The sequence below is a fragment of the Pedobacter jaeyakensis genome, assembly GCF_054461315.1.
This window is the reverse complement of sequence record NZ_CM136921.1, coordinates 552,564-575,080: the sequence shown is the minus strand read 5'-3', so window position 1 is coordinate 575,080 and position 22,517 is coordinate 552,564. Positions and strand designations below refer to the sequence as shown.

Sequence of the window (22,517 nt, the reverse complement as noted above, 5' to 3'; positions counted from 1 at the left end):
ACAGAGTTTGGAACGGAGTTTGTATAGTGTTTTGAGAAATTAAAAATTTGTTTAATTTTGCTACACAAAAAAATTATACAATTAAAATTTGTTTAACCTTAAAAAAGAAAATTATGAATTATTCTACTTTAAAAAAGAGTCTAGCAGTTTCTTTTGTAGCGTTACTGGGAGTTACTTCTCTAGCTAATGCTCAAGATTCTACGATGACTTCTTCTTCTGCCAAGGTATTTGGTGGTAGAGGACAGTACAGAACTTGGTCTTTCGGAGTTAATGCAGGTGTATTGTCACCGTTCATTGCTATCGGTGGATCAAACGACTTTACTAATTGGGATCCAACTTTAGGTTACGGCATCTCATTGAGAAAACAATTAGGTCATGCATTTGGCTTAGAAGGTAACATCTTCCGTGGAAAAGTATCTGGTACTAACCAAGATGCTCCAGGTGGTATCGTTGGCGGTATCAGAGATTTCGAAACTGAAATTGGTTACTCTGCAGATTTAAGAGGTGTTGTTAACGTTGCAACTGTTGATTTCTTACGTCGTGAGAATTCAGTTAATTTCTTCGTAACAGCTGGTTATGGTTTGATCGCTTATGCTCCACACCCTAACACTGCAAATCCTGCAACTGATTTCAAAGACAAAGCTGGAGATGATCACAACAACAAGTATGTTAAGGAAGCTTATATCCCAGTTGGTGCTGGTATCAAATTCAAAGTTTCTGAGCGTGTATCATTTAACTTAGGTTATACTATGCACTTCATTGATTCTGATAACTTTGATGGAGTTTACGCTAAAGCAACAACTAAAGATAAATTCTCTTATGGATATGCTGGTCTTGAGTTCTCTCTAGGATCTAGTTCTAAACCAAACTTGGATTGGGTTAACCCACTTGCTTTGATGTATGATGAGTTGAAAGACCCAACTTTACGTCAAGAAGTTGAAGCTTTGAAAAACCGTGTATCTAACGTAGAGAAATCTATCGAAGATTTGAAAAAAGATACTGATGGTGATGGTGTTTCTGATCAATTCGACAAATGCCCTGGAACTCCAGCTGGTACTGCTGTTGATGGATCAGGATGTCCACTTCCAAAAATGACTGAAGCTGCTCCAGCAAGTTCAGTAACTGGTTTCGAAACTATCCAATTTGAATTTAACTCATCAGTTTTAAAAACTGAAGCTTACCCTACTTTAGATAAATTATCTTCAGTATTGCGTGAAAACGGTGGTAAAGTAGCTGTAAATGGTTACGCTTCTAGCGAAGGTACTGCTGCATACAATTTGAAATTGTCTAAAGACAGAGCAAATTCTGTTAAAACTTACTTAGTTAACTCTGGTGTTAACGCTAGTCAAGTTTCTACTAAAGGTCTAGGTGAAGCTAATCCAATTGCTTCTAACGATACTGAAGAAGGTCGTATCCAAAACCGTCGTGTTGAAACTGCTAGAAACTAGTATTTCTTAACATAACTTACAAAAAGAGGGCTTCATCATTGAGGCCCTCTTTTTATTTTTTACATTTGTAGTCAAGCATCAATACATTTCAATCATGAATAAAATAGTTAATACTACAAATGCTCCTGCCCCAATTGGTCCATATAGCCAAGCCGTAATTGCAAATGGCTTTTTATTCCTTTCCGGACAAATCGCGATTAATCCTGAAAGTGGAGAAGTGGTGAGTTCTAGCATAGAGGAAGAGACACACCAGGTGATGAGAAATATCAAGGCTTTACTTATAGAGGCATCCTATGAGTTTCATGACATTGTTAAAACGACTATTTTTCTATCAGACATGAATTTGTTTACTAATGTGAATGAAGTTTATGGTTCCTATTTTGAGCGTAATTTTCCTGCAAGAGAAACAATAGCTGTTAAAGGTTTACCCAAAGGCGTTAACGTTGAAATCTCTATCACTGCATTTAAGAGTTAACCTTGCCTGAGCAAAAAATTAAGTATTTTCTTTCAGGGATTCTTTCGTTTGCCATATGGGGTTTTTTTTCTATCCCTTTAAGAAATCTTAAAGATTTTCCTGCCTCTGAGATTCTATATTATAGAGTCTTTACTTCGTTGGCTGTAGTATGGATTACGATATTGATCTTTAGAAGGAAAGAATTAAAATCAGACTACAGATACCTACGTTCTTTAAATAAGAAGCGTGTTGTAACTGTATTTATCCAAATCATTTCGGCCACAATTTTATTGGTTTTAAACTGGTATACCTTCATTTATGCCGTAAATAACGTGAGCCTTCAATCTGCTGCCTTTGCTTATATGGTCTGTCCTTTGCTCACTGCGTTTGGAGGCTTTTTACTACTGAAAGAGCGGTTGTCTACTCTTAAACTTGTATCATTAGCAATTGCTTTAACAAGCATTATTCTACTGGCAACAGGTTCCTTATTAGAAGTAAGTTGGTCTGTTTTAATAGCACTACTTTACGCAGGTTATCTTATTATCCAACGGAAAATGCAACACCTCGATAAGTTGAATGTTCTGGCTGTCCAAATCGGCGTTGCTGTAGCTATTATGCTGCCTTTTTATATATCAAGTCATGACGCGCCGCCAGAGAGTCTTTGGTTCTGGGGGAACATATTTATAATCGCCTCAGTTTTCACCATTATCCCTTTGTTTTTGAGCCTTTACGCGCTCATTGGAATCCCTTCTTCCACATTAGGGATTATTATCTATATAAATCCTATAATCGCGTTTTCTGTGGCCATAATACATTTCGACGAAAAAGTTGATCCTCATAAACTATTTTCGTATGTTCTTTTACTAGTCTCTGTGATTGTATTTAATTGGAGTATTATAAAAGATATTTTTACATTTAAGGGTAATAGAGCGTAGTGTTTTGTTTGCTGAGAGTTTAGATACTGGAATAGAATTTCTTAAGGGCGTTGGTCCAAAGCGTGCCGAAATCTTGCAGAAGGATCTGGGTATATTCACCTGTGAACAGTTGTTGTCCCATTACCCCTTTCGGTACATAGATCGAACAAGATTTTACAAGGTTAATGAGTTAAGTGCTGACCTTCCATATGTACAGATTCTTGGAAGAATAACCAGCAAGGAACAGGTTGGCGAAAAACAGAAAAAGAGAATAGTTGCCAGGTTTACTGATGAAACCGGATCTCTTGAGCTGGTTTGGTTCCAGAGTTTAAAATGGGTTGACGAGCATATCTTGAAAGGTAAGGTTTATATTGTATTTGGTAAACCTAATTTGTTTAATGGAACGTTCAGTATATCCCACCCTGAAGTGGAAAGTTATCCAAGACCTGTAAATATTGCAGGTAATTTGACCTTGCAACCTGTTTATCATACTTCAGAAAAGCTCAAAAAGTTTCTATTGGACAGTAAGGGGATACAGAAACTGCAGCATCTAATTCTTGAGCAGTTCTTAAATCAAGTGAAAGAAAATATACCCGCTTATATTCTGGAACGGAATGCTTTGGCTTACAAAAAGGAAGCACTATTAAACATCCACTTCCCTAGAGATTTAAAGAGCTTAAAACAAGCTGAAATACGTCTTAAATTTGAAGAGCTTCTCTTTATCCAGTTGCAATTACTTCACAATAAACAACAGCGTGAGTTAAGATTCAAAGGGCATGTATTTAAAGTTGTAGGTGAAGCCGTAAATACTTTTTATAACGAATTGCTGCCATTCGAATTTACTAACGCACAAAAGCGCGTAATCAAAGAAATTCGACTCGATACTCAACGGGGTATACAGATGAATAGATTAGTTCAGGGAGATGTAGGGAGTGGGAAAACAGCTGTGGCACTTATTAGCATGCTTCTGGCAAAAGACAACGGTTACCAGGCTTGTATGATGGCTCCAACTGAAATATTGGCCCGTCAGCATTATCAATCGGTGACCTCATTGCTAGATGGTAATCTGGTAAATGTAGCAATATTGACAGGAACATCAACAAAAAAGCAGCGTGTTTTGATCCACCAGCAGCTGGAAGACGGAAGCTTGGATATACTTATAGGGACTCATGCGGTAATTGAAGATAAAGTGGTGTTTAAAAATCTGGGTTTGGTTGTTATTGACGAGCAGCATCGTTTTGGAGTAGAGCAAAGAGCACGTCTATGGAGAAAGAATTCCATTCCGCCTCATATCCTGGTAATGACAGCTACGCCTATTCCACGTACGTTGGCGATGACTTTATATGGCGACTTGGATGTATCTGTTATTGACGAACTCCCTGCCGGAAGAAAGCCTATTGAGACCTTGCATCTTTTTGAGGGGCAGCGGTTGAGGATGTTTGGTTTTATGAAGCAGGAGATTGCAAAAGGTCGGCAGATTTATGTTGTCTACCCACTAATCAAGGAAAGTGAGAAATTGGATCTTCTACATCTCGAGGCGGGAATAGAACAGATCAGATATCAGTTTCCACTTCCTGAGTATCAGATTAGCATCGTGCATGGTAAAATGCATAATACGGACAAGGAGTTTGAAATGCGCCGATTTGTTGAAGGTAAAACCCAAATCATGGTGGCAACCACAGTAATCGAGGTAGGGGTCAATGTTCCTAATGCTTCTGTTATGATTATTGAAAATGCAGAGCGATTTGGGCTATCTCAACTGCATCAACTTCGAGGCAGAGTCGGACGGGGAGCAGAACAGTCATTTTGTATTTTAATGTCTGGTAATAAACTGAGTAAAGAAGGGAAATTACGTTTGGAAACTATGGTTAAGACTAACAACGGTTTTGAGATTTCAGAGATTGATCTGCAATTAAGAGGGCCGGGTGATATTTCAGGAACCCAACAAAGCGGAGTTCTTGATCTAAAGCTAGCAGACTTGGCCACGGATCAGCTGATCCTGCAGCAAGCAAGGGAAACAATTATTGGAGTCCTCGCCGAAGATCCCCATTTGTCTGACCCAAAGAATTCTCTCTTCAAGACTTTTCTTGAAAAGAGAAGCAGAGGTATTGCGTTGGATAAAATTTCTTAATTATTCTTCATCACTTCCAGGCAACGAACCTGTACCTGAATACGCGCCCTTTCTGATGATCGGAGTTTTCATATACTTATAAAGTTCGTCCAGATGTAATAAACTGCCATTGGTCAGGTTGCCAAGGAAAATAATCACAATATTCTTATCAATATCTCTTACATAAATGTGTCTGAAGCCGTGCCACCAACCTGTATGATAAACAACTTTCCTACCATTATCACCATCGAAAATCCTCCAGCCGTAACCATAATTAAAATGCCCGTTTATAGGTTTATTATGCCCTTTATATGCAGAATCCAGGCTCTGCTTGGTAAGAAGCCTGCCATTTTTTAAGGACTTGTCATAAAGTACCAGGTCGTGAAGCGTGCTGTAGATTCCTTTATCGCCAACTGGCCCATCAAGAAAGTTTTGAACTACTGAATATCTCCAGGTGCGGTCATGTCCAACTACATCAACAGGAATTTTAGGATATACTGTTGTTGAATACACATGGGTATGTTTCATTCCTGCTGGCTTAAATATGTTTTCCATCATATAGTCTGCATACTTCTTGCCTGTCACCTTTTCTATAATAGCCGCCAGAACCATAAAATTGGAGTTGTTGTAGTGGAAACGCGTGTCAGGTTTAGCATACCGGTTAGGTTTATACTCAGCAATTAGGTTCATAACATCTACGTTGCTCATTGGCTTTTTCTTGTCCTTCCAGATGCCATCTGTAAAATACACGTAATTCATCATACCGCTTCTATGAGAAAGCAGCAGCTTTACAGTAACACCATCATAAGGGAAGTTTGGGTAAAACTTTTTTACATCATCATTTAGTGAAAGCTTTTTTTGCTCAACAAGTTGCATGATTGCTGTTCCAGTGAAGGTCTTTGTGACAGAAGCAAGTTCAAATTCTGAGTTTATTTTTAGGCTGTCCCTGTGCAGATAATCTGCCCATCCAATTGCTTTTTCATACAGGATTTTCCCGTCTTTTGCCACAAGCATATTCCCATTAAAACCATACTTTTTGTGGAGATTATATACAAAGTCCGCTATCCATTTGTCGCCTTTTGCCGGGTTATAAGCCAGAAGTAAACTATCTGCTTTATCATCTTGCACTGTTCGTTCTTTGCTTGGCTTTTTCAATTCCCCGGTTTTTTTGGAGTCAGAAGAACAGCTAAAAAATAAAAAAGATGCCATCATGGCAACTACTAAGGTATTGCGATATATCATGAAATAGGGTGTGTTCAAATAAAGCCGGAAAATTAAGGATATAAACCCTTTTAAAACAAAAGAGTTTTAAACATTTATCTTTTCATTTTTATGGAAAGTCAAAATCTTTAATCGTCTTAAATATCTTACATAAATCCAATAGTTTAAATCTCAAAAGCTTTAAATTTGAACCGAAATAATTAAATAGCAGTTATGAGTTTTAGAATAGAGCATGATACGATGGGCGAAGTTCAAGTCCCGTCAGATAAGTACTGGGGTGCACAAACAGAACGTTCGAGAAATAATTTTAAAATTGGACCTGAAGCGTCAATGCCCAAGGAAATTATACACGCTTTCGGCTACCTAAAAAAAGCCGCCGCTTTAGCCAATACAGAACTTGGCGTACTAAGTAAAGAGAAAGCTGATTTAATAGCCGCGGCATGTTCTGAGGTAATTGATGGAACGCTGGACGCAGAATTCCCACTTGTAATTTGGCAGACCGGTTCTGGTACTCAAAGCAATATGAACGCTAATGAAGTTATTGCAAACAGGGCACATGTTATAAACGGTGGACTACTTTCAGATGATCACAAGATTTTACACCCTAACGATGACGTAAACAAATCCCAGTCATCAAATGATACCTATCCAACAGCTATGCATATCGCTGCCTACAAGCAAGCTGTTGAAATAACAATTCCGGGACTGGAGAAACTTCGCAACACATTGAACGCTAAAGCTGTGGAGTTTAAAGATATTGTTAAAACAGGCAGAACCCATTTCATGGATGCTACACCTTTAACCTTGGGTCAGGAATTTTCTGGTTACGTACAACAAATTGATAACAGCCTAAGAACCATTAAAAATGCTTTGGTTGTGGTATGCGAACTTGCATTGGGTGGTACGGCTGTTGGAACTGGCCTTAATACGCCAAAAGGATATGACGTTCTTGTTGCTAAAAAGATAGCAGAACTTACCGGCCTGCCATTCGTAACTGCGCCTAATAAGTTTGAGGCACTTGCGGCACATGATGCCATGGTTGAACTTTCTGCTGCCTATAAACGCACGGCCGTATCTCTGATGAAAATAGCTAATGATGTAAGAATGTTAAGTTCCGGCCCGCGTTGCGGAATCGGTGAGATCATCATTCCAGATAACGAACCAGGTTCGTCAATTATGCCTGGAAAGGTTAATCCAACGCAACCTGAAGCAATGACTATGGTTTGCGCACAAGTAATGGGAAATGATGTAACAGTAGGTATTGGAGGAAGCAACGGGCATTTTGAATTAAACGTGTTTAAGCCAGTTATTGCAGCGAATGTTTTGCAATCAGGCCGACTTATAGGTGATGCCTGCGTGTCCTTTAATGATAAGTGCGCAGAGGGAATCTTACCTAATCTGCCTGAAATTAACAAACATCTTCAAAATTCATTGATGTTGGTTACCGCGTTAAACCCACATGTTGGCTACGAAAATGCTGCAAAGATTGCTAAGAAAGCTCATAAAGAGAACAAAACGTTAAAAGAAGCGTCAATAGAATTAGGTTTGCTCACAGCTGATCAGTTTGATTCATGGGTTCGTCCTGAAGATATGGTTGGTAGTTTAAAGTAATCGCTAATCATGCGCCTGTTTCCAATTCTCTGTCTAATTATACTGTGTGCCATTACATCTTGTAAAAGGCTGCCCGATATCCAGGGTAACGGTCAGCCTTTTTTTCAGGGGGTTTGGAATCAGGACAGTGTGTCAAATTCCGATAAACTTTTGAGCTATACACAGCATAAATTTAAGATCTCCTGTGATTCTTTTTATGTTGATTTGACCACGCATTCAAAAGTTAACTATTATTCAGACTCCTGTTTTAATAATGGGATTTGGAAGGAATATGCCAAAGGCACTTATGAATTTAAACACGATACCATTTTTCTAACTGGAACATTTACAAAAGAGAATTACCGGCAAAAAATATCAGGCTGCTATCAGATCGGACAATACATCAAGTCTTTTAAAGTTTTAAAGACCTATAAAAACAGATTGGTGCTGGAAAGTACAGACAATCAAAGAATTATTGATCTCGCTTTAAAAGAACATATAACTTGTGTGCCAAAGGCACTTTAATCAGAACACATGAAAAGATTTATCAAATTAGTTTTAGTGACCATTGCAGTATACATTCCAGTGCAAGCAGGCGCATGGAGTATGCTAGGGCATAGAATTGTTGGCCAAATAGCCGAGAACCACCTAACTTCAAAATCCAGGAAAGCAATAAAGTTAATTTTAGGCAATGAAAGCTTAGCTATGGCTAGTAACTGGGGCGATTTTATTAAATCAGATAGTAATTATGATTCTTTATATAACTGGCATTTCGTAAATCTTCCGGAAGGACTTGATCAGCAAAAATTATTCAATTACCTGGATACTGAGAAAGAGCCTAATGTTTACAACAAGTCGCTACAACTCATCAATGCTTTAAAAAACAAGCAGACTACCCCGGAGCAAAAAAGATTTGCGCTAAGAATGCTCATCCACTTTATTGGAGATCTCAATCAGCCAATGCACACTGCGCACAAAGAGGATTTAGGTGGAAATAAAGTTTATGTTACCTGGTTTGGAGAAAAGTCTAATTTGCATAAAGTTTGGGATGATGAATTAATCGATTATCAGAGGTTAAGCTATACGGAGTATGCAAAGGCAATCGACTTCCCCACTACGCAAGACATGATATCATGGAAATCGAAGTCGTTAAAGGATTTTGTTTACAACTCCTATCAGGTTTGCAGTAAAATTTATGCTGATACAAAGCCTGAAGCAAAACTGAGTTATAAATATAATTTTGATTTTGTCGATACCCTGAACAGGCAACTGCTTACTGGAGGCGTGTGCCTGGCAAATATCCTAAACGATATTTACCAGTAACACATCCAATACGCTATTAAACCCCAAATTCTTTGTCAAGGTACTCTGTTACTTTACCTATTGCATTATCAATAGTATCACTTAGTATAGTAATATAAGAACCTGGTTTTGCAGTAGCCATTATGTATTTAAAGCAATCATTCCCGTCATTGTTGATGATTACTTCCTTATTCGGGTCAACCTGGTTTATCCCGGTCAGCAATAGGTCAATCAACTCCTGTCTTGTTCTGCCACGTAAATACTTTTCCTGACAAATGATAATTCGGTCGAACATCTGAGCCGCAATTTTAGCAGTTTCAATAATGTCTTCATCACGTCTGTCACCTGTTCCCGAGATCACACCCACATGTTCAGTAGCCTCAATAGATTGTAGGAAGCCTTTAATTCCATTAAATCCGTCAGGGTTATGAGCAAAGTCCACCAGCACTTTAAACTCTTTAAACTTAAATGTGTTCATCCTGCCAGGTGTTTGTGCCGCAGAGGGGATAAAAGTCTCCAGTGACATCTTTATGTCCTCTATTTTATATCCATACAAGAAGGTTGCTAAAGTTGCCGCAAGCACGTTCTGAATCATAAACTCAACCGTTCCACCAAATGTCAAAGGTATGTGAGTTACTTTTTCAACTCTTATTTTCCATTCCCCTTTTTTAATGGTGATATACCCATTTTCATAAACAGCAGCGATTCCTCCTTTTTTGCCATGTTCTACAATTATAGGATTGTTCTCATCCATGCTAAAATAGCCCACATTACAATCAGTATTTTCAGCAATTCTTACGCAGTATTTGTTGTCAGCGTTGAGCACTGCCCAGCCTGATCGTTTCACCGCTCCAATTACCACAGCTTTCACGCGAGTAAGATCATCAAGTGTATTGATATCTGATATTCCCAGATGGTCTTCCTGAATATTGGTCACAACACCTATATCACAACTGTTAAATCCAAGCCCCGCTCTCAGGATACCTCCTCGTGCAGTCTCCAAAACCGCGAATTCGACTGTAGGGTCCCTTAAGATAAATTCCGTGCTAACTGGTCCGGTAGTGTCACCTTTCATCAGTTTGGTGTTTTGTACATAAATCCCGTCAGATGTCGTAAATCCAACTCGTGTACCATTACTCTTTACAATATGTGCTATCAGTCTGGTCGTTGTTGTTTTACCGTTTGTTCCGGTTACGGCAATAATGGGTATCCTGGCCGATTTACCTACCGGGTATAACATATCAATAACAGGAGCTGCAACGTTTCTTGCCAAACCTTCGCTCGGCGCAAGGTGCATTCTAAAACCAGGTGCAGCATTCACTTCCAGCACCACGCCACCGTTTTCAGGTAGTGGTTGGGTTAGGTTTTCTGCCATAATATCTATTCCGCAAATGTCCAAGCCAATTACCCTGGATATCCTTTCGGCAATAAATACATTTTGTGGATGAACCAAATCTGTAACATCAATGGAAGTGCCGCCTGTACTTAAATTCGCAGTAGATTTTAAGTATACGACTTCACCTTTTTGTGGAACAGTTTCCAGCGTGTAAGCTTTTTTCTCCAGCAGGTCAAGGGTGTCGCGGTCTACGTTGATCTCAGTAAGTACATTTTCATGGCCGTACCCGCGTCTCGGGTCCTCATTTTCTTTATCAATTAGTTCTTGTATGGTATTGACACTATTGCCCGTAACATGTGCAGGAACCCTTAATGCAGCGGCCACCATTTTATGATCTATGACCAGCACTCTAAAGTCATATCCAGTTATAAATTTTTCTATGATGACTTTCCTGGAATACGTCTTTGCATATTCAAAAGCGGCTGTGGCAGCCTCATCTGTTTTTACGTTTATTGATGCACCTTTGCCGTGGTTTCCGTCAAGTGGCTTAAATACCAGTGGATATCCTACATTTCTTATTGCATCAGGCAGGTCTTCGATGTTCGATATGGTAACCCCCTTGGCTACAGGAATCGCAGCATCTTGTAACAGCCTTTTAGTCTCGTCTTTATTGCAGGCAATGTCTACAGCAATGCTGTTGGTACGCTCTGTCATAGTAGCCCTAAACCTGACCTGGTTCTTGCCATAACCCAATTGCACAAGTGAACTTTTATTAAGTCTTATCCAGGGGATATCCCTTGCAATTGCTTCATCAACTATTGATCCGGTACTTGGCCCGAGGCGCTCTAGCTCCCTCAGTTCACGCATTTTTTGAACGTCCCCCTCCAGGTCGTATTCCTTATTGTTGATTAGCGCATCGGCTATCCGCACAGCAGATTCTGCAGCAAACATACCTACCTTTTCTTCCAGGTAGCTAAATACAACATTGTAAATTCCTTCCGTTTTGGTTTGCCTTGTTCTGCCAAATCCGGTGTCCATACCTGCAAGTGTTTGTATTTCCAGCGCAATATGTTCAATCACATGACCCATCCAGGTACCTTCATCCACCCTTGCTAAAAAGCCTCCGGGGGCACCTTTTGAGCATCGGTGCGTTTGTAAGGATGGAATCAGTTTTTCTATTCTTTCTCTAAAACCATCAATCAGATTTGTTGGCAACAATTCCAGCTCTTCCAAATCGAGCCTCATCTGTATTAATTTTTTTCGGTTAATAGACCATATGTTAGGTCCTCTAAGGGCCTGAATGCTTAAAATTTTCATTGGAACAGATTTTTCTAGTCAGCGCTTTCAGGTTTCAATTTAGACAAATTACCAGCCAATTTTGATCAATGAAGCCAATAATTATCAGAAAAATATCAATTGACCCCGTACCTGCGAATTATGGTGTAATATTCACAAAAAATCTTAATTATTACACTAATGACTATATATTTGGCATAATTGGAAATTTAAAAGCTTAAAATGACTCCAAAGGGTAAGTTAATTATTATAGGTGGCGCCATAAATACCGGAAGTTTTACAGAAACTCAATTTGGCCTGCCTCAAAATATGAATTTTTTCGAGCGGGGTATATTGAAGAAAATCACCGTCGAGTCTGTTAAAAATACTGAGTCCAGGTTTGAGATTATCACTACTGCATCTTTAATACCTGAAAAGGTGGGCGAAGAATACATCAAAGCATTTTCACAGCTCGACGTACATAATGTTGGTGTGCTGTCCATTAGCAGTCGTGAGCAAGCCAATTCACAAGAATTTTGTGACCGCGCAAAGGCTGCCGATGTCATCATCTTTACTGGTGGAGATCAATTGCGGTTGTCGTCCATATTCGGTGGTACAGGCTTCCATCGCATACTGCTGGACAAGTATCAAAACGAAGAGATCGTAATTGCTGGTACCTCTGCTGGCGCGGCGGCGAGCTCTAAAAATATGATTTATCAGGGAAGCAGTAAGGATGCATTGTTGAAAGGTGAAGTGAAGATTACGGGCGGACTTGGATTTATTGACGACGTTATTGTAGATACTCACTTTGTACAGCGTGGACGTATTGGTCGCCTGTTATATGCTGCAGCAAGTAATCCAGGAATTCTCGGAATCGGACTAGGTGAAGATACTGGTTTATATATTTCTAACGGAACAAGAATGGAAGCTATCGGGAGTGGGATGGTCATTTTAGTGGATGGGCGCGACATGGCTGATACCAATCTCACTGATGTAGAAATGGGACAACCTGTATCTATTAAAAATATGGTGGTACATGTGATGTGCGACGGGGATATATACGATCTGTCGGACCACAAACTAACCATTCATCATCCAAAAGTTATTTCAGTAGATTAATAATGAAGATAATTATTCATGGCGGGTTTTTTAGCGAATCGGCAACTAATCAGGAAATGAAAAAGGCGAAGCAGGATGCACTACTTGAAGTAGCAGCAAAAGCTTTTGATTACTTACAACACCACAATGCGATCGAAACTGTAGTATATGCAGTGAGTTTGCTGGAAGACAATGAACTCTTTAATGCCGGTCTTGGCTCACAAATACAGAGTGACGGTAAAGTTAGGCTAAGTGCTTCATTAATGGATGGCAAAAGCCAAAAGTTTAGTGGGGTAATCAATATAGAAAATGTTAAAAACCCAATTCAAATTGCAGGAAAACTGCTTAGCTATGATGATCGGGTGCTTAGCGGAGAGGGTGCCCTTAATTTTGCCAGGCAACAAGGATTTGGGTACTTCAATCCCGTTACACCACAGCGGCAGAACGAGTTTGAAATGAAGCGAGATCAGCAAGCGCGTAAAGGAACAGTTGGATGTGTTGCGTTAGACTCAAATGGTGATATCGCAGCGGGTACGTCAACAGGAGGAAAAGGTTTTGAAATTCCTTGTCGCGTTAGCGATTCGGCCACTGTAGCTGGTAATTTTGCAAATGATTTTGCCGGGATCTCCTGTACCGGGGTTGGCGAAGATATCGTCAATGCGGCACTAGCGGCAAAAATTGTGACCAGGGTTACGGATGGCATGTCCCTTAGTGAATCCTGTAAAAAATCTTTTGAGGAATTGAAACGTTTTGATGGTTTCGCTGGCGTTATTGGCATATCGAAAACAGGAGAGATATTTTCCATGGACTCTTATCCTTATATGGTTTGGGCCTCAAATGACGGGGAGATAAAGGTCTTTGATTAATATTTTTCCATATCTTTATGGCATGAGAAAGAGTTTGTTAGCTTTTGTTATGCTTTGTTTTGCATTAGGGGCAAATGCGCAAACCAACCATTTCTTGCCACAGCCATCACCAGGCGGTGCTGCTATCAATATTGTTTCTTCCAGTTTGGATGAGAGCGAAGGAAATACTTATTTCGCTGAAGCAGAGCGAAACGAACGTAAAGGCGAACTTAATGAGGCGATTACGCTCTTCGGTAAAGCTGCTTTCGAGTACAATAGCGTCAACCAGCTCAATCATTACGGCACTGCGCTCCTGCGCCTAAGCAATGCTCATTATCTATTAGAGCATTATACAGAAGCTGAACAAGTTGTTTTAAACGTAGCAATAAAAAATTATGCAAAGCTGGGTAGTAAAGACGGACTGATCGACAGCTACAGCCAACTTGGTAAGATTTACCTGGCTGTAAATAAATATACCCAGTCCATGTGGTTCTATACGCAGCAGGGCATACTGGCTAAACAAATTGGAAGTAGCCGGGCCTATATAGATTCTGTAATAGGTATTGCGAATGTTAAAATCCGTAAAAAAGAATACGCGATGGCCAAGGTGGATTTGGACAGGGCAGAGTTGCTCGCTTCCGGTGCCAACGCCAGTCAGTATAAAGCTAAAATAAGAGAAGCCAGGGCATTGATACCTGTTAAAAAGGTAATAAAAAAGTGATGTAATTGGTTAACTTTGGTAAGTTTACAGAAAAGAGACAGTAATAATACTGTCTCTTTCTGGTTATTATTGAAATTGGTATCATATTAGTGTGTAATTATAAAATGAATTTTAAATCAGTTAAAGAGATGTTGAGAAGAATATTAATGGTAACGTTTACCGCCGCCGTCCTCGCATGCCAGGCATCGCCTAAACCTCAGGAAATGGTGAAGGGGATTAGCAACATTATGCCAGATGCCAAGCAGGCACTGGTATGTAAGGAAATCGTAACCCTCATAGAGAATTATAACTACAAGAAAATTAAAGTAAATGATTCTATCTCTTCTGTAGTGCTTGATAAATATATTAAGGACCTTGATCCTTCTCGCAACTATTTCACATCAGCTGACATCAAGGATTTTGAGAAATTTCGATTCAAACTGGACGATGATTTTCGTAATGGCGACCTGAGTGCCCCTTTTTATATTTTTAATGTTTATTTGAAAAGATATAACGAATGGATCGACTATAGTGTAGCTCAAATTAAAGCCAAGTACGATTTTAACGGTAATGACACGTACGTGTACGACCGCGAGAAAATGCCTTGGGCAGCATCTTCAACTGAATTGAACTCACTTTGGCAAAAAAGGGTTAAGTATGAACTAGTGAATTTGAAAATTGCAGGCAGTACTGATGCTAAGAATGTAGAAGTATTGGATAAGCGTTATGCAAACTTAAAATCACAAGTTTCTAAAATCAACAATCAGGATGTATTCCAAACCATTATGGATGCATTTACCGAGAGCATTGATCCACATACTAATTATTTTAATCCATCTAATGCCCAGGCATTTAGTGAAGATATGGCCAGGTCCTTTGAAGGTATCGGAGCAAGGTTACAATTGGAAAACGAAGTCCTTAAAATCGGTGAAATTATACCTGGAGGACCAGCATTTAAAAGTAAATTACTCAATACTGGCGATAGGATCATTGGCGTTGCTCAGGGCAATGCTGAGTTTGAAGACATCACAGGCTGGAGAATTGAAAACTCTGTATCTAAGATCAAAGGACCGAAAGGCACTACAGTAAGGTTGAAGATTATTCCTGTTGGCCAGGAACTTTCTGCAAAACCGGTTGTGATTGCTCTTGTGAGAGAAAAGATCATCATGGAAGATCAGTCGGCAAAAAAGAAGGTAGAAACCGTTAAATCCAATGGCAATACCTATAAAATAGGAATCATCACCCTTCCGGCCTTTTACGCAGATTTTGCTGCGGCCAAGCAAGGAGATAAAAATTATAAAAGTACCACAAGGGATGTAGCACTTTTGATTGATACGCTTAAAAATAAAGATAAGGTTGATGCAATTATGATGGATCTGCGCTCAAATGGCGGGGGGTCGTTGCCAGAAGCAATTAACCTCACAGGTCTGTTTATTGATAAGGGGCCCGTTGTTCAAATTAAAGATCTTAGAAATGAGGTTGAAGTGAATGAAGATACCAATCCTGGTGTAGCATGGGACGGTCCTTTCGGTGTAATGGTGGATAGGCTGAGTGCCTCGGCCTCTGAAATATTTGCCGGAGCAATTCAGGATTATGGTCGCGGAATTATCTTTGGAACTCAAACCTACGGTAAAGGAACTGTGCAATCTTCCATTAAGATGGACGATCTGGTTAATCCTTCAATTCTGCAGCGCTTAGCCGCTTTGGTTGGTAAAACCGGAAAAGCTGCCGGTAAAGATACACCGGAGCAGCCACAGTTGGGTATCATCAATTTAACGATGGCGAAATTCTATCGTATCAATGGTAGTAGCACGCAGCATAAAGGTGTAATGCCCGATATTAAATTTCCTTCACTTTATCCAATGGACAAGATTGGAGAGGATACTGAAAAATCTGCATTGCCATGGGATACGGTAGATAAATCAAATTTTACCCCGGTGTCAGACCTTTCGGCTACCAAGGCAGAATTGATCAAATTGCATGATCAGAGAATGGCGTCTTCGTTAGATTACAAAATTCTTCAACAAGATCTTGCTGATGTAAAGAAAAGGGATACAGAGAATTCTGTTAGCCTGAATGAGGTAAAGCTTAAAAAGGAGCGAGATAGCCTGGAAGCTAAAGCGTTGGCGAAAACAAATATGCTTAGGGCCTCTAGAGGCTTAGCCCCTGTAAAGAAAGGTGATAAGATAACGAAAGAGGAAAGCTTCGATTTTGTTCAGGATGAGAGCATGAAAGTCATGGCAGATCTGATGCAGCTAAAGGCGTTAAAAACTAAATAATAAAGAAAGGGGGCTGATTAGCCCCCTTTCTTTATTGCTGTTTTTTGCCGATTTGCATCGACATCATTTCTTTCATTGTCTTATTCATTCCCTCAGTAGATCCATCAAGGAAGACTACGTTTCCATCGCTGTTCTCCGCAAAATGCTTGATGGATTCCGTCCACATGGTAAATAGTATAACAGAGATGTCCAGGTTTGCCTGTTCCATTTCCTGTGCTGCTTTCGACATACCATGAGCAACCTCTGCCCTGAATAAGGCGATACCCTGACCTCTTAACTGGGCAGCTTCCCGTTCAGCTGCGGCAGCAATTTTAATGGCATTACCATCAGCTTCTGCTCCTTTGGTTTTGGTAATCAACAAAGCCTGTCCTTCGTTTTCCGCTGCGGCTTTCAGGTTATTTGATGCTACAACCCGGCTCATTGACCGCATAATTTCCTCATCAAAAGTGATGTCGTTGAGCTGAAGATCTTGCAGGTGATATCCCCAGCTTTCAAGTACGATGTCAATTTGCTCTTTTACGTGCAATACGATCTCGTTTCGCTGAGCCAATACGTTCGCCTGTTTTTGCGTTGCTACATACGCCCGGATAGAGCCTTCAATCGTTCTGATAAGTGCCTGCATAAGATTGGTAGAATCAACAAATTTGAAGGCGACATTTTTTATGGTCTCCTCATCATGGTTAAGTACAGAATAAAGGAGCATCGCTTTAAAATAAACGTTTGCCTGATCTAAGGTTACAGCTTGAAAAGATAATTCTACTGACCGGTTTTGTATGGATATCCTGGAATGAATATTTTCAATCAAAGGTATTTTTAGGTTTAGCCCTGGCCCCATCTGCCTTCGGTATTTTCCAAAAATGGTTACAACAGCAATGGTGCCTTGTTTTACCGTTACGAAAGAACTGAATAGCACTACCAGTGCAAAGAATAATAAAGCGTAGAGAAAGTATCCCATGATCGTTAATGTTTATAGTGATAAACATTGAAGGTACAAACTAATTTGTATTAGGCACAGATATTGTATTAACAATTTACATCTAATAAAAATTGACTTATGAATGTAAAACGCACCTTCGGAACCATCTTAACTGTATTGGGAGTAATAGGACTAATCTATGCCGGTTATGGCTTTACACAGCATGACGCTGCAACCAGACAATTAATTGTATTTGGTATAATAGGGGCAATATTCTTTTTTACAGGAGTAGGCTTGGTAAGAAATACGAAAGACGAAGCTTAGTCTTTTCTTTCTTTAATTGTTGTTCCTTCAAATACCAGGCGATTGCCTGGAAAATCCAGCCCTGTTAGCAGTTTTATTTTTCTAAATGCTGCATGGGTTGGATCAACAGTTAGCCTGTTGATTTTATCTTGTTTTACCGAGACAACAAAAGCATCAATGAACTCGCCATTTGGTTTAATCTTTAACTTCAATAAAGGAGCAATTCCGTTCGGGCCACTTAAGTTAAACATTCCATACGTACAGAAGTTCCCCAGACTGTAGGCTATGAACCTGTTTTTATAGACTTCCACAGCACGCGTAACATGAGGACCATGGCCTAGTACTACATCGGCACCTGCGTCAATCACCGCATGTGCAAATTGGTATACATTACCCCTGTTCTCTTTATAAAAGATTTCATCTTTTTTAAGTACATGTTCAAATTTGGACCCTTCGGCTCCACCATGGAATGATACAATTACAACATCTGCCTGTGTTTTTAATTTGCTAACGAGTGTTGTTGCTGCGGCGATGTCTGTAATTTGAAGGGTGTTCTCATTGGGCGCAAACGCACAAAATGCATATTTAATGCTATCCTTCTCAAAAATACTGTAAGGGTGTGACTGCTGTCCGGCAAACTTGATGTCAAGGGAGTCAAGTATCTGAATAGTCCGTTTTCTGCCGGTGTTATCAAAATCTCCAATATGATTGTTTGCAATGCTCAAAACATTGAAACCCGCGTCTTTAATAATTTTTGCGTAGCGTTCAGGCATTCGAAACGCGAAACAGCTGTTGCTCAAGGTATCTTTACATTTCGTAGATTTGCCGGTATCTAAGAGGCAGCCTTCTAAATTTCCAAATACGATATCACCTTTTAGATGATCGATAACGCTGCTAAAACTATGGATGGCATCATCTTTTGGCAGGTTTGATTTTGAAGGGTAGGCTGAACCCAGCATGATGTCGCCAACTGCTGTGATGGAAAGCGTATCTGTGCTTTTAGTTCTGCTGAAAGGCGTATCAGGTAATGTTTTCTGCAACGTAGTTTCGGCGCTGTTGCCAATTGTACAGCTGAGGAAGACCAGTAGTAAAAGAACTACATAGATCAGGTATTTATTCTTCGACAAGCTCTTCTTTAAGTCCTTCCATTATTCTGCCGCCCTTGTAAAAATAACGGGAGTAATAGGGTTCGTTCAGGTTGCTGATCACTACACCGCGTGTGGATGATGCATGAGCAAAACGGTTGTCGCCAAGGTAAATTCCAATATGGGTAATGCTTCTGCTTTTGATCTTAAAAAATACAAGGTCGCCTTCTTTAAGTTCATCCTTTGGAAGCGGGTTGACCATGCTAAAAATATCGCGCGAATTTCTTAAGATCGTGGTGTTGAAAACTTTATCGTAAATCGCTTTGGTAAAAGCAGAACAATCAATGCCTTTCTTAGTATTCCCCCCAAATCTATATGGAGTTCCAATCCACTCATATATAAATTTATAAAGTTTAATATTAGATGTCGCGTCCACTGCAACTCCCATAACCTGGGAAAAGTATTGTGATGCTAAGTTGTCAGGATCTTCCAGTTTACTGGTTTCTTTTGCTTTGGTTTGTGCGTTTAAAGCAGCAAGGCTGCATAATACAATCAAAGTAGACAACAAAAACTTTTTAATCATGTTATACTGTTAAGTTTGGGTGATAAGACTTACACTTAAACGTACGCCACCGTGGCTTATTGTTTGAGAAGCAAACATATGTATTTTAGTCATTTTATGCAAATGTACAGGGGTCATTATCAATACTTATTAACATTTTGTATAAAAAAGGATCATAAACACATGTTAACACTGGTCAAAAAAGTAAAATAATATAAGGTGTTCAGGTACAAGCTCAGTACTTTGTTGGGCTCTGTAACCTTACTGTTCATTTTCCATCATTTTCTTCGATATATTACAATAAAAAAGTAGATTTGCTCTCATAAATAAAATCAACACCCCAACAATGAGTGCAGTAGAAATTAATAAAGATACCTATCTGAAGTGGTTTGAGTCGATGTTGCTGATGCGCAAATTCGAAGAGAAAACAGGACAGCTTTACGGACAGCAAAAAATCCGTGGGTTCTGTCATTTATATATTGGTCAGGAGGCTGTAGTTGCCGGAGCGATTTCTGTAATGCAGAAAGGTGATTCCATGATTACTGCATATCGTGATCATGCGCATGCTTTGGCTTTAGGTGTTAGTGCTAATGAGATCATGGCAGAAATGTATGGTAAAGCAACCGGATGTTCCAAAGGAAAAGGTGGTTCTATGCACATGTTTAGCAAAGAGCATCATTTTTATGGAGGCCACGGTATTGTAGGCGGTCAGATTCCATTGGGTGCTGGTATTGCTTTCGCAGAAAAATACAAGGGTACTACCAATCTTAATGTTTGCTATATGGGTGATGGCGCAGTTCGTCAGGGTGCTTTAAACGAAGCATTTAACATGGCGATGCTTTGGAAGCTGCCTGTCATCTTTGTTTGCGAGAACAATGGTTATGCAATGGGTACTTCTGTTGAGCGTACCACCAACATGAAGGATATCTATAAAATCGGTTTAGGTTTTGATATGCCATGTGCACCGGTTGATGGTATGGATCCTGTAGCTGTTCATAATGCGATGGATGAAGCTGCACAACGTGCAAGAAAAGGCGAGGGACCAACTTTCCTTGAAATGCGTACCTACCGTTACAGAGGACATTCCATGTCTGATCCGGCTAAGTACCGCACCAAAGATGAATTAGAAGAATACAAAGCAAAAGACCCAATCGAAATGGTTAGAGAAATCATTTTGAAAGAAAAATATGCAGAGCAGTCCTGGATCGAGGAAATCGAGGCCAAGGTAAAGCAAATCGTTGATGACTCTGTGAAATTTGCAGAGGAATCTCCATGGCCGGAAGCTTCAGAATTGTATACTGATGTATACGTGCAGCAGGACTACCCATATGTTAAAGATTAATTTGAACGTATTCAATAGATAGTATATAGAATGGCTGAAATAGTTAGAATGCCCAAAATGAGCGATACCATGACCGAAGGGGTGATGGCAAAGTGGCATAAAAAAGTTGGCGATAAAGTAAAAAGCGGTGACGTGATGGCTGAGGTTGAGACCGACAAAGCTACCATGGATCTTGAATCTTATTGGGACGGTACCGTATTATACATTGGTGTTGAAGAAGGTAAGGCAGTTCCTGTTGACGCAATTATTGCTGTAGTCGGAAAAGAAGGCGAAGACTATAAAGCTGCTTTAGATGCTGAAGGTGGTGCTGCTCCGGCTCCTGCAAAGGAAGACAAAGCAGAAAGTAAACCTGCTGAAACGAAAGAAGAGGCACCTAAAGGCGCAGCGCTTACAGATGCCGATATCGAGAAGCTCGGTGTCACTGTCGTTCGTATGCCGCTATTAAGCGATACCATGACCGAAGGTGTTATTGCAGAGTGGCACAAAAAGGTTGGTGATAAAGTTAAAAACGATGATATCCTTGCCGATGTAGAGACCGATAAAGCAACCATGGAAGTGATGGGTTATGCTGAAGGTACTTTATTGCACATTGGTGTTGAAAAGGGACAAGCCGCAAAGGTTAATGGTATTATCGCAATCGTTGGTCCGGAAGGAACAGATATTAGCGGAATATTAAATCAGGGTGATGCTCCTGCAAAAGCAGTTTCAGATAAAAGTGCTGATGCGCCTGTAGCAGAAAAAACCCAGGCTAAAGAAGAAGCTGCCCCAGCGAAAGAAGAAGAATCTTCTGCCTCAGGTGATCGTGTTAAAGCCTCTCCACTGGCAAAGAAAATAGCTAAAGATAAAGGGATAGACCTAAGTCAGGTTTCCGGAAGTGCCGATGGTGGCCGTATCATTAAAAAAGATATCGAAAACTATAAGCCTGCCGCTCCGGCCGCAGCAGAAGCTAAAGGCGCACCTGCTGCAACAGCAGAGAAAACCGCTGCTCCGCTTCCTGTCTATGTAGGAGAAGAGAAATTTACTGAGAAACCAGTAACCCAGATGCGTAAGGTAATCGCCAAACGCTTATCTGAAAGCTTGTTTACAGCTCCTCATTTCTACCTAACCATGAGTATCGATATGGACGGCGCTATCGCTGCCCGTACCAAAATGAACGAGTTCGCATCGGTTAAAATATCGTTTAATGATCTTGTATTAAAAGCAGTAGCCATTGCGCTTAAACAGCATCCTAACGTAAACTCGTCTTGGTTAGGTGATAAAATTCGTTACAATGAGCATGTGAACATCGGTGTGGCAGTAGCGGTAGAAGATGGTCTACTTGTTCCTGTTGTGCGCTTTGCTGATGGTAAATCACTTTCCAGGATCTCGGCAGAAGTAAAGGATTTTGCACAACGTGCTAAAGCCAAAAAACTACAGCAGGCTGATTGGGAAGGTTCAACCTTTACCATATCCAACCTTGGTATGTTCGGCATCGATGAATTTACAGCCATTATTAATCCTCCTGATGCATGTATTCTTGCGGTAGGCGGTATTTCTCAAGTACCAGTTGTTAAGAACGGTGCAGTGGTACCAGGTAACGTGATGAAAGTTACATTAAGTTGTGATCACCGTGTTGTTGATGGCGCTACCGGATCGGCTTTCCTTCAAACGCTTAAAGCGCTATTAGAGGAGCCTGTAAGGTTATTAATCTAACAGCCCATATCATATTGATAAAAGGATGCCTGCTCAACTGCAGGC

General features: G+C 40.1%; 19 protein-coding genes. 14 read left to right on the top strand and 5 right to left on the bottom strand.

Going from position 1 to position 22,517, the window contains the following annotated elements; all coding sequences use genetic code 11:
• Positions 1-113: 113 nt before the first annotated feature.
• From ACXZ1K_RS02655 to recG, 4 genes are all read left to right on the top strand, one after another.
• A complete protein-coding gene (locus tag ACXZ1K_RS02655) occupies positions 114-1,448 on the top strand; it encodes an OmpA family protein (protein WP_458973225.1) in 1,335 nt (444 codons plus the stop codon).
• 94 nt (positions 1,449-1,542) lie between these two features.
• Complete coding sequence (locus ACXZ1K_RS02650) at positions 1,543-1,923, top strand: RidA family protein (RefSeq protein ID WP_458971835.1); 381 nt, start codon at positions 1,543-1,545, stop codon at positions 1,921-1,923.
• Between the two features lie 2 nt (positions 1,924-1,925).
• Positions 1,926-2,837 carry an EamA family transporter gene (locus tag ACXZ1K_RS02645; protein ID WP_458971834.1) on the top strand — a complete coding sequence of 304 codons (912 nt, stop codon included), beginning with the start codon at positions 1,926-1,928 and terminating at the stop codon, positions 2,835-2,837.
• Between the two features lie 4 nt (positions 2,838-2,841).
• The gene (gene recG, locus ACXZ1K_RS02640) at positions 2,842-4,947 is read left to right on the top strand and encodes an ATP-dependent DNA helicase RecG (RefSeq protein WP_458971833.1); all 2,106 of its coding nucleotides are present in this window, start codon (positions 2,842-2,844) and stop codon (positions 4,945-4,947) included.
• Here recG and ACXZ1K_RS02635 read toward each other — a convergent pair whose 3' ends face one another.
• Complete coding sequence (locus tag ACXZ1K_RS02635; protein ID WP_458971832.1) at positions 4,948-6,168, bottom strand: serine hydrolase domain-containing protein; 1,221 nt, start codon at positions 6,166-6,168, stop codon at positions 4,948-4,950. It lies immediately after the preceding gene.
• A gap of 192 nt (positions 6,169-6,360) precedes the next feature.
• Between ACXZ1K_RS02635 and fumC the strand changes: the two genes are divergently transcribed.
• From fumC to ACXZ1K_RS02620, 3 genes are all read left to right on the top strand, one after another.
• Positions 6,361-7,758 (top strand): class II fumarate hydratase, encoded by a 1,398-nt coding sequence (gene fumC, locus ACXZ1K_RS02630; protein WP_458971831.1) that lies wholly within the window; start codon positions 6,361-6,363, stop codon positions 7,756-7,758.
• Between the two features lie 150 nt (positions 7,759-7,908).
• A complete protein-coding gene (locus tag ACXZ1K_RS02625; RefSeq protein WP_458971830.1) occupies positions 7,909-8,262 on the top strand; it encodes a fumarate hydratase in 354 nt (117 codons plus the stop codon).
• Positions 8,263-8,271: 9 nt separating this feature from the next.
• Positions 8,272-9,060 carry a S1/P1 nuclease gene (locus tag ACXZ1K_RS02620; RefSeq protein ID WP_458971829.1) on the top strand — a complete coding sequence of 263 codons (789 nt, stop codon included), beginning with the start codon at positions 8,272-8,274 and terminating at the stop codon, positions 9,058-9,060.
• 16 nt (positions 9,061-9,076) lie between these two features.
• On the opposite strand, the gene cphA is transcribed toward ACXZ1K_RS02620, so the two are convergent.
• The gene (gene cphA, locus ACXZ1K_RS02615) at positions 9,077-11,692 is read right to left on the bottom strand and encodes a cyanophycin synthetase (protein WP_458971828.1); all 2,616 of its coding nucleotides are present in this window, start codon (positions 11,690-11,692) and stop codon (positions 9,077-9,079) included.
• 201 nt (positions 11,693-11,893) lie between these two features.
• Here cphA and ACXZ1K_RS02610 point away from each other — a divergent pair, with 201 nt between their 5' ends.
• The 4 genes from ACXZ1K_RS02610 (at position 11,894) to ACXZ1K_RS02595 (ending at position 16,572) form a co-directional block, all read left to right on the top strand.
• Positions 11,894-12,769 carry a cyanophycinase gene (locus ACXZ1K_RS02610; RefSeq protein WP_458971827.1) on the top strand — a complete coding sequence of 292 codons (876 nt, stop codon included), beginning with the start codon at positions 11,894-11,896 and terminating at the stop codon, positions 12,767-12,769.
• A gap of 2 nt (positions 12,770-12,771) precedes the next feature.
• Positions 12,772-13,614 carry an isoaspartyl peptidase/L-asparaginase gene (locus ACXZ1K_RS02605; protein WP_458971826.1) on the top strand — a complete coding sequence of 281 codons (843 nt, stop codon included), beginning with the start codon at positions 12,772-12,774 and terminating at the stop codon, positions 13,612-13,614.
• Between the two features lie 22 nt (positions 13,615-13,636).
• Complete coding sequence (locus ACXZ1K_RS02600; protein WP_458971825.1) at positions 13,637-14,314, top strand: tetratricopeptide repeat protein; 678 nt, start codon at positions 13,637-13,639, stop codon at positions 14,312-14,314.
• A 104-nt stretch (positions 14,315-14,418) separates the two neighbouring features.
• Complete coding sequence (locus ACXZ1K_RS02595) at positions 14,419-16,572, top strand: carboxy terminal-processing peptidase (RefSeq protein WP_458971824.1); 2,154 nt, start codon at positions 14,419-14,421, stop codon at positions 16,570-16,572.
• 31 nt (positions 16,573-16,603) lie between these two features.
• Here ACXZ1K_RS02595 and ACXZ1K_RS02590 read toward each other — a convergent pair whose 3' ends face one another.
• Positions 16,604-17,527: an SPFH domain-containing protein gene (locus ACXZ1K_RS02590; RefSeq protein ID WP_458971823.1), complete on the bottom strand. Its 924-nt coding sequence runs from the start codon at positions 17,525-17,527 to the stop codon at positions 16,604-16,606.
• Between the two features lie 99 nt (positions 17,528-17,626).
• On the opposite strand from ACXZ1K_RS02590, the gene ACXZ1K_RS02585 reads away from it, so the two are divergent.
• A complete protein-coding gene (locus ACXZ1K_RS02585; protein WP_458971822.1) occupies positions 17,627-17,812 on the top strand; it encodes a hypothetical protein in 186 nt (61 codons plus the stop codon).
• Here ACXZ1K_RS02585 and ACXZ1K_RS02580 read toward each other — a convergent pair.
• Together ACXZ1K_RS02580 and ACXZ1K_RS02575 are read right to left on the bottom strand one after the other, a co-directional pair.
• Positions 17,809-18,918: a CapA family protein gene (locus tag ACXZ1K_RS02580; protein ID WP_458971821.1), complete on the bottom strand. Its 1,110-nt coding sequence runs from the start codon at positions 18,916-18,918 to the stop codon at positions 17,809-17,811. The two genes, ACXZ1K_RS02585 and ACXZ1K_RS02580, sit on opposite strands and share 4 nt — an antisense overlap.
• Positions 18,905-19,459, bottom strand: a complete 555-nt coding sequence (locus ACXZ1K_RS02575) for a C40 family peptidase (protein WP_458971820.1) — start codon at positions 19,457-19,459, stop codon at positions 18,905-18,907. The genes ACXZ1K_RS02580 and ACXZ1K_RS02575 overlap by 14 nt, the downstream gene beginning before the upstream one ends.
• A 325-nt stretch (positions 19,460-19,784) precedes the next feature.
• Between ACXZ1K_RS02575 and pdhA the strand changes: the two genes are divergently transcribed.
• Both pdhA and ACXZ1K_RS02565 read left to right on the top strand, forming a co-directional pair.
• Positions 19,785-20,780 (top strand): pyruvate dehydrogenase (acetyl-transferring) E1 component subunit alpha, encoded by a 996-nt coding sequence (gene pdhA, locus ACXZ1K_RS02570; protein ID WP_458971819.1) that lies wholly within the window; start codon positions 19,785-19,787, stop codon positions 20,778-20,780.
• Positions 20,781-20,810: 30 nt separating this feature from the next.
• Entirely contained in the window at positions 20,811-22,472 is a 1,662-nt protein-coding gene (locus ACXZ1K_RS02565; RefSeq protein WP_458971818.1) for a pyruvate dehydrogenase complex dihydrolipoamide acetyltransferase, read from the top strand.
• Positions 22,473-22,517 lie beyond the last annotated feature (45 nt).

Bases quoted from the DNA above. Each gene is read 5' to 3' on its own strand.
- ACXZ1K_RS02655 (WP_458973225.1), top strand. From the start codon at position 114: ATGAATTATTCTACTTTAAAAAAGAGTCTAGCAGTTTCTTTTGTAGCG.
- ACXZ1K_RS02650 (WP_458971835.1), top strand. From the start codon at position 1,543: ATGAATAAAATAGTTAATACTACAAATGCTCCTGCCCCAATTGGTCCA.
- ACXZ1K_RS02635 (WP_458971832.1), bottom strand. From the start codon at position 6,168: ATGATATATCGCAATACCTTAGTAGTTGCCATGATGGCATCTTTTTTA.
- fumC (WP_458971831.1), top strand. From the start codon at position 6,361: ATGAGTTTTAGAATAGAGCATGATACGATGGGCGAAGTTCAAGTCCCG.
- ACXZ1K_RS02620 (WP_458971829.1), top strand. From the start codon at position 8,272: ATGAAAAGATTTATCAAATTAGTTTTAGTGACCATTGCAGTATACATT.
- cphA (WP_458971828.1), bottom strand. From the start codon at position 11,692: ATGAAAATTTTAAGCATTCAGGCCCTTAGAGGACCTAACATATGGTCT.
- ACXZ1K_RS02610 (WP_458971827.1), top strand. From the start codon at position 11,894: ATGACTCCAAAGGGTAAGTTAATTATTATAGGTGGCGCCATAAATACC.
- ACXZ1K_RS02605 (WP_458971826.1), top strand. From the start codon at position 12,772: ATGAAGATAATTATTCATGGCGGGTTTTTTAGCGAATCGGCAACTAAT.
- ACXZ1K_RS02600 (WP_458971825.1), top strand. From the start codon at position 13,637: ATGAGAAAGAGTTTGTTAGCTTTTGTTATGCTTTGTTTTGCATTAGGG.
- ACXZ1K_RS02595 (WP_458971824.1), top strand. From the start codon at position 14,419: ATGAATTTTAAATCAGTTAAAGAGATGTTGAGAAGAATATTAATGGTA.
- ACXZ1K_RS02590 (WP_458971823.1), bottom strand. From the start codon at position 17,527: ATGGGATACTTTCTCTACGCTTTATTATTCTTTGCACTGGTAGTGCTA.
- ACXZ1K_RS02585 (WP_458971822.1), top strand. From the start codon at position 17,627: ATGAATGTAAAACGCACCTTCGGAACCATCTTAACTGTATTGGGAGTA.
- ACXZ1K_RS02575 (WP_458971820.1), bottom strand. From the start codon at position 19,459: ATGATTAAAAAGTTTTTGTTGTCTACTTTGATTGTATTATGCAGCCTT.
- pdhA (WP_458971819.1), top strand. From the start codon at position 19,785: ATGAGTGCAGTAGAAATTAATAAAGATACCTATCTGAAGTGGTTTGAG.
- ACXZ1K_RS02565 (WP_458971818.1), top strand. From the start codon at position 20,811: ATGGCTGAAATAGTTAGAATGCCCAAAATGAGCGATACCATGACCGAA.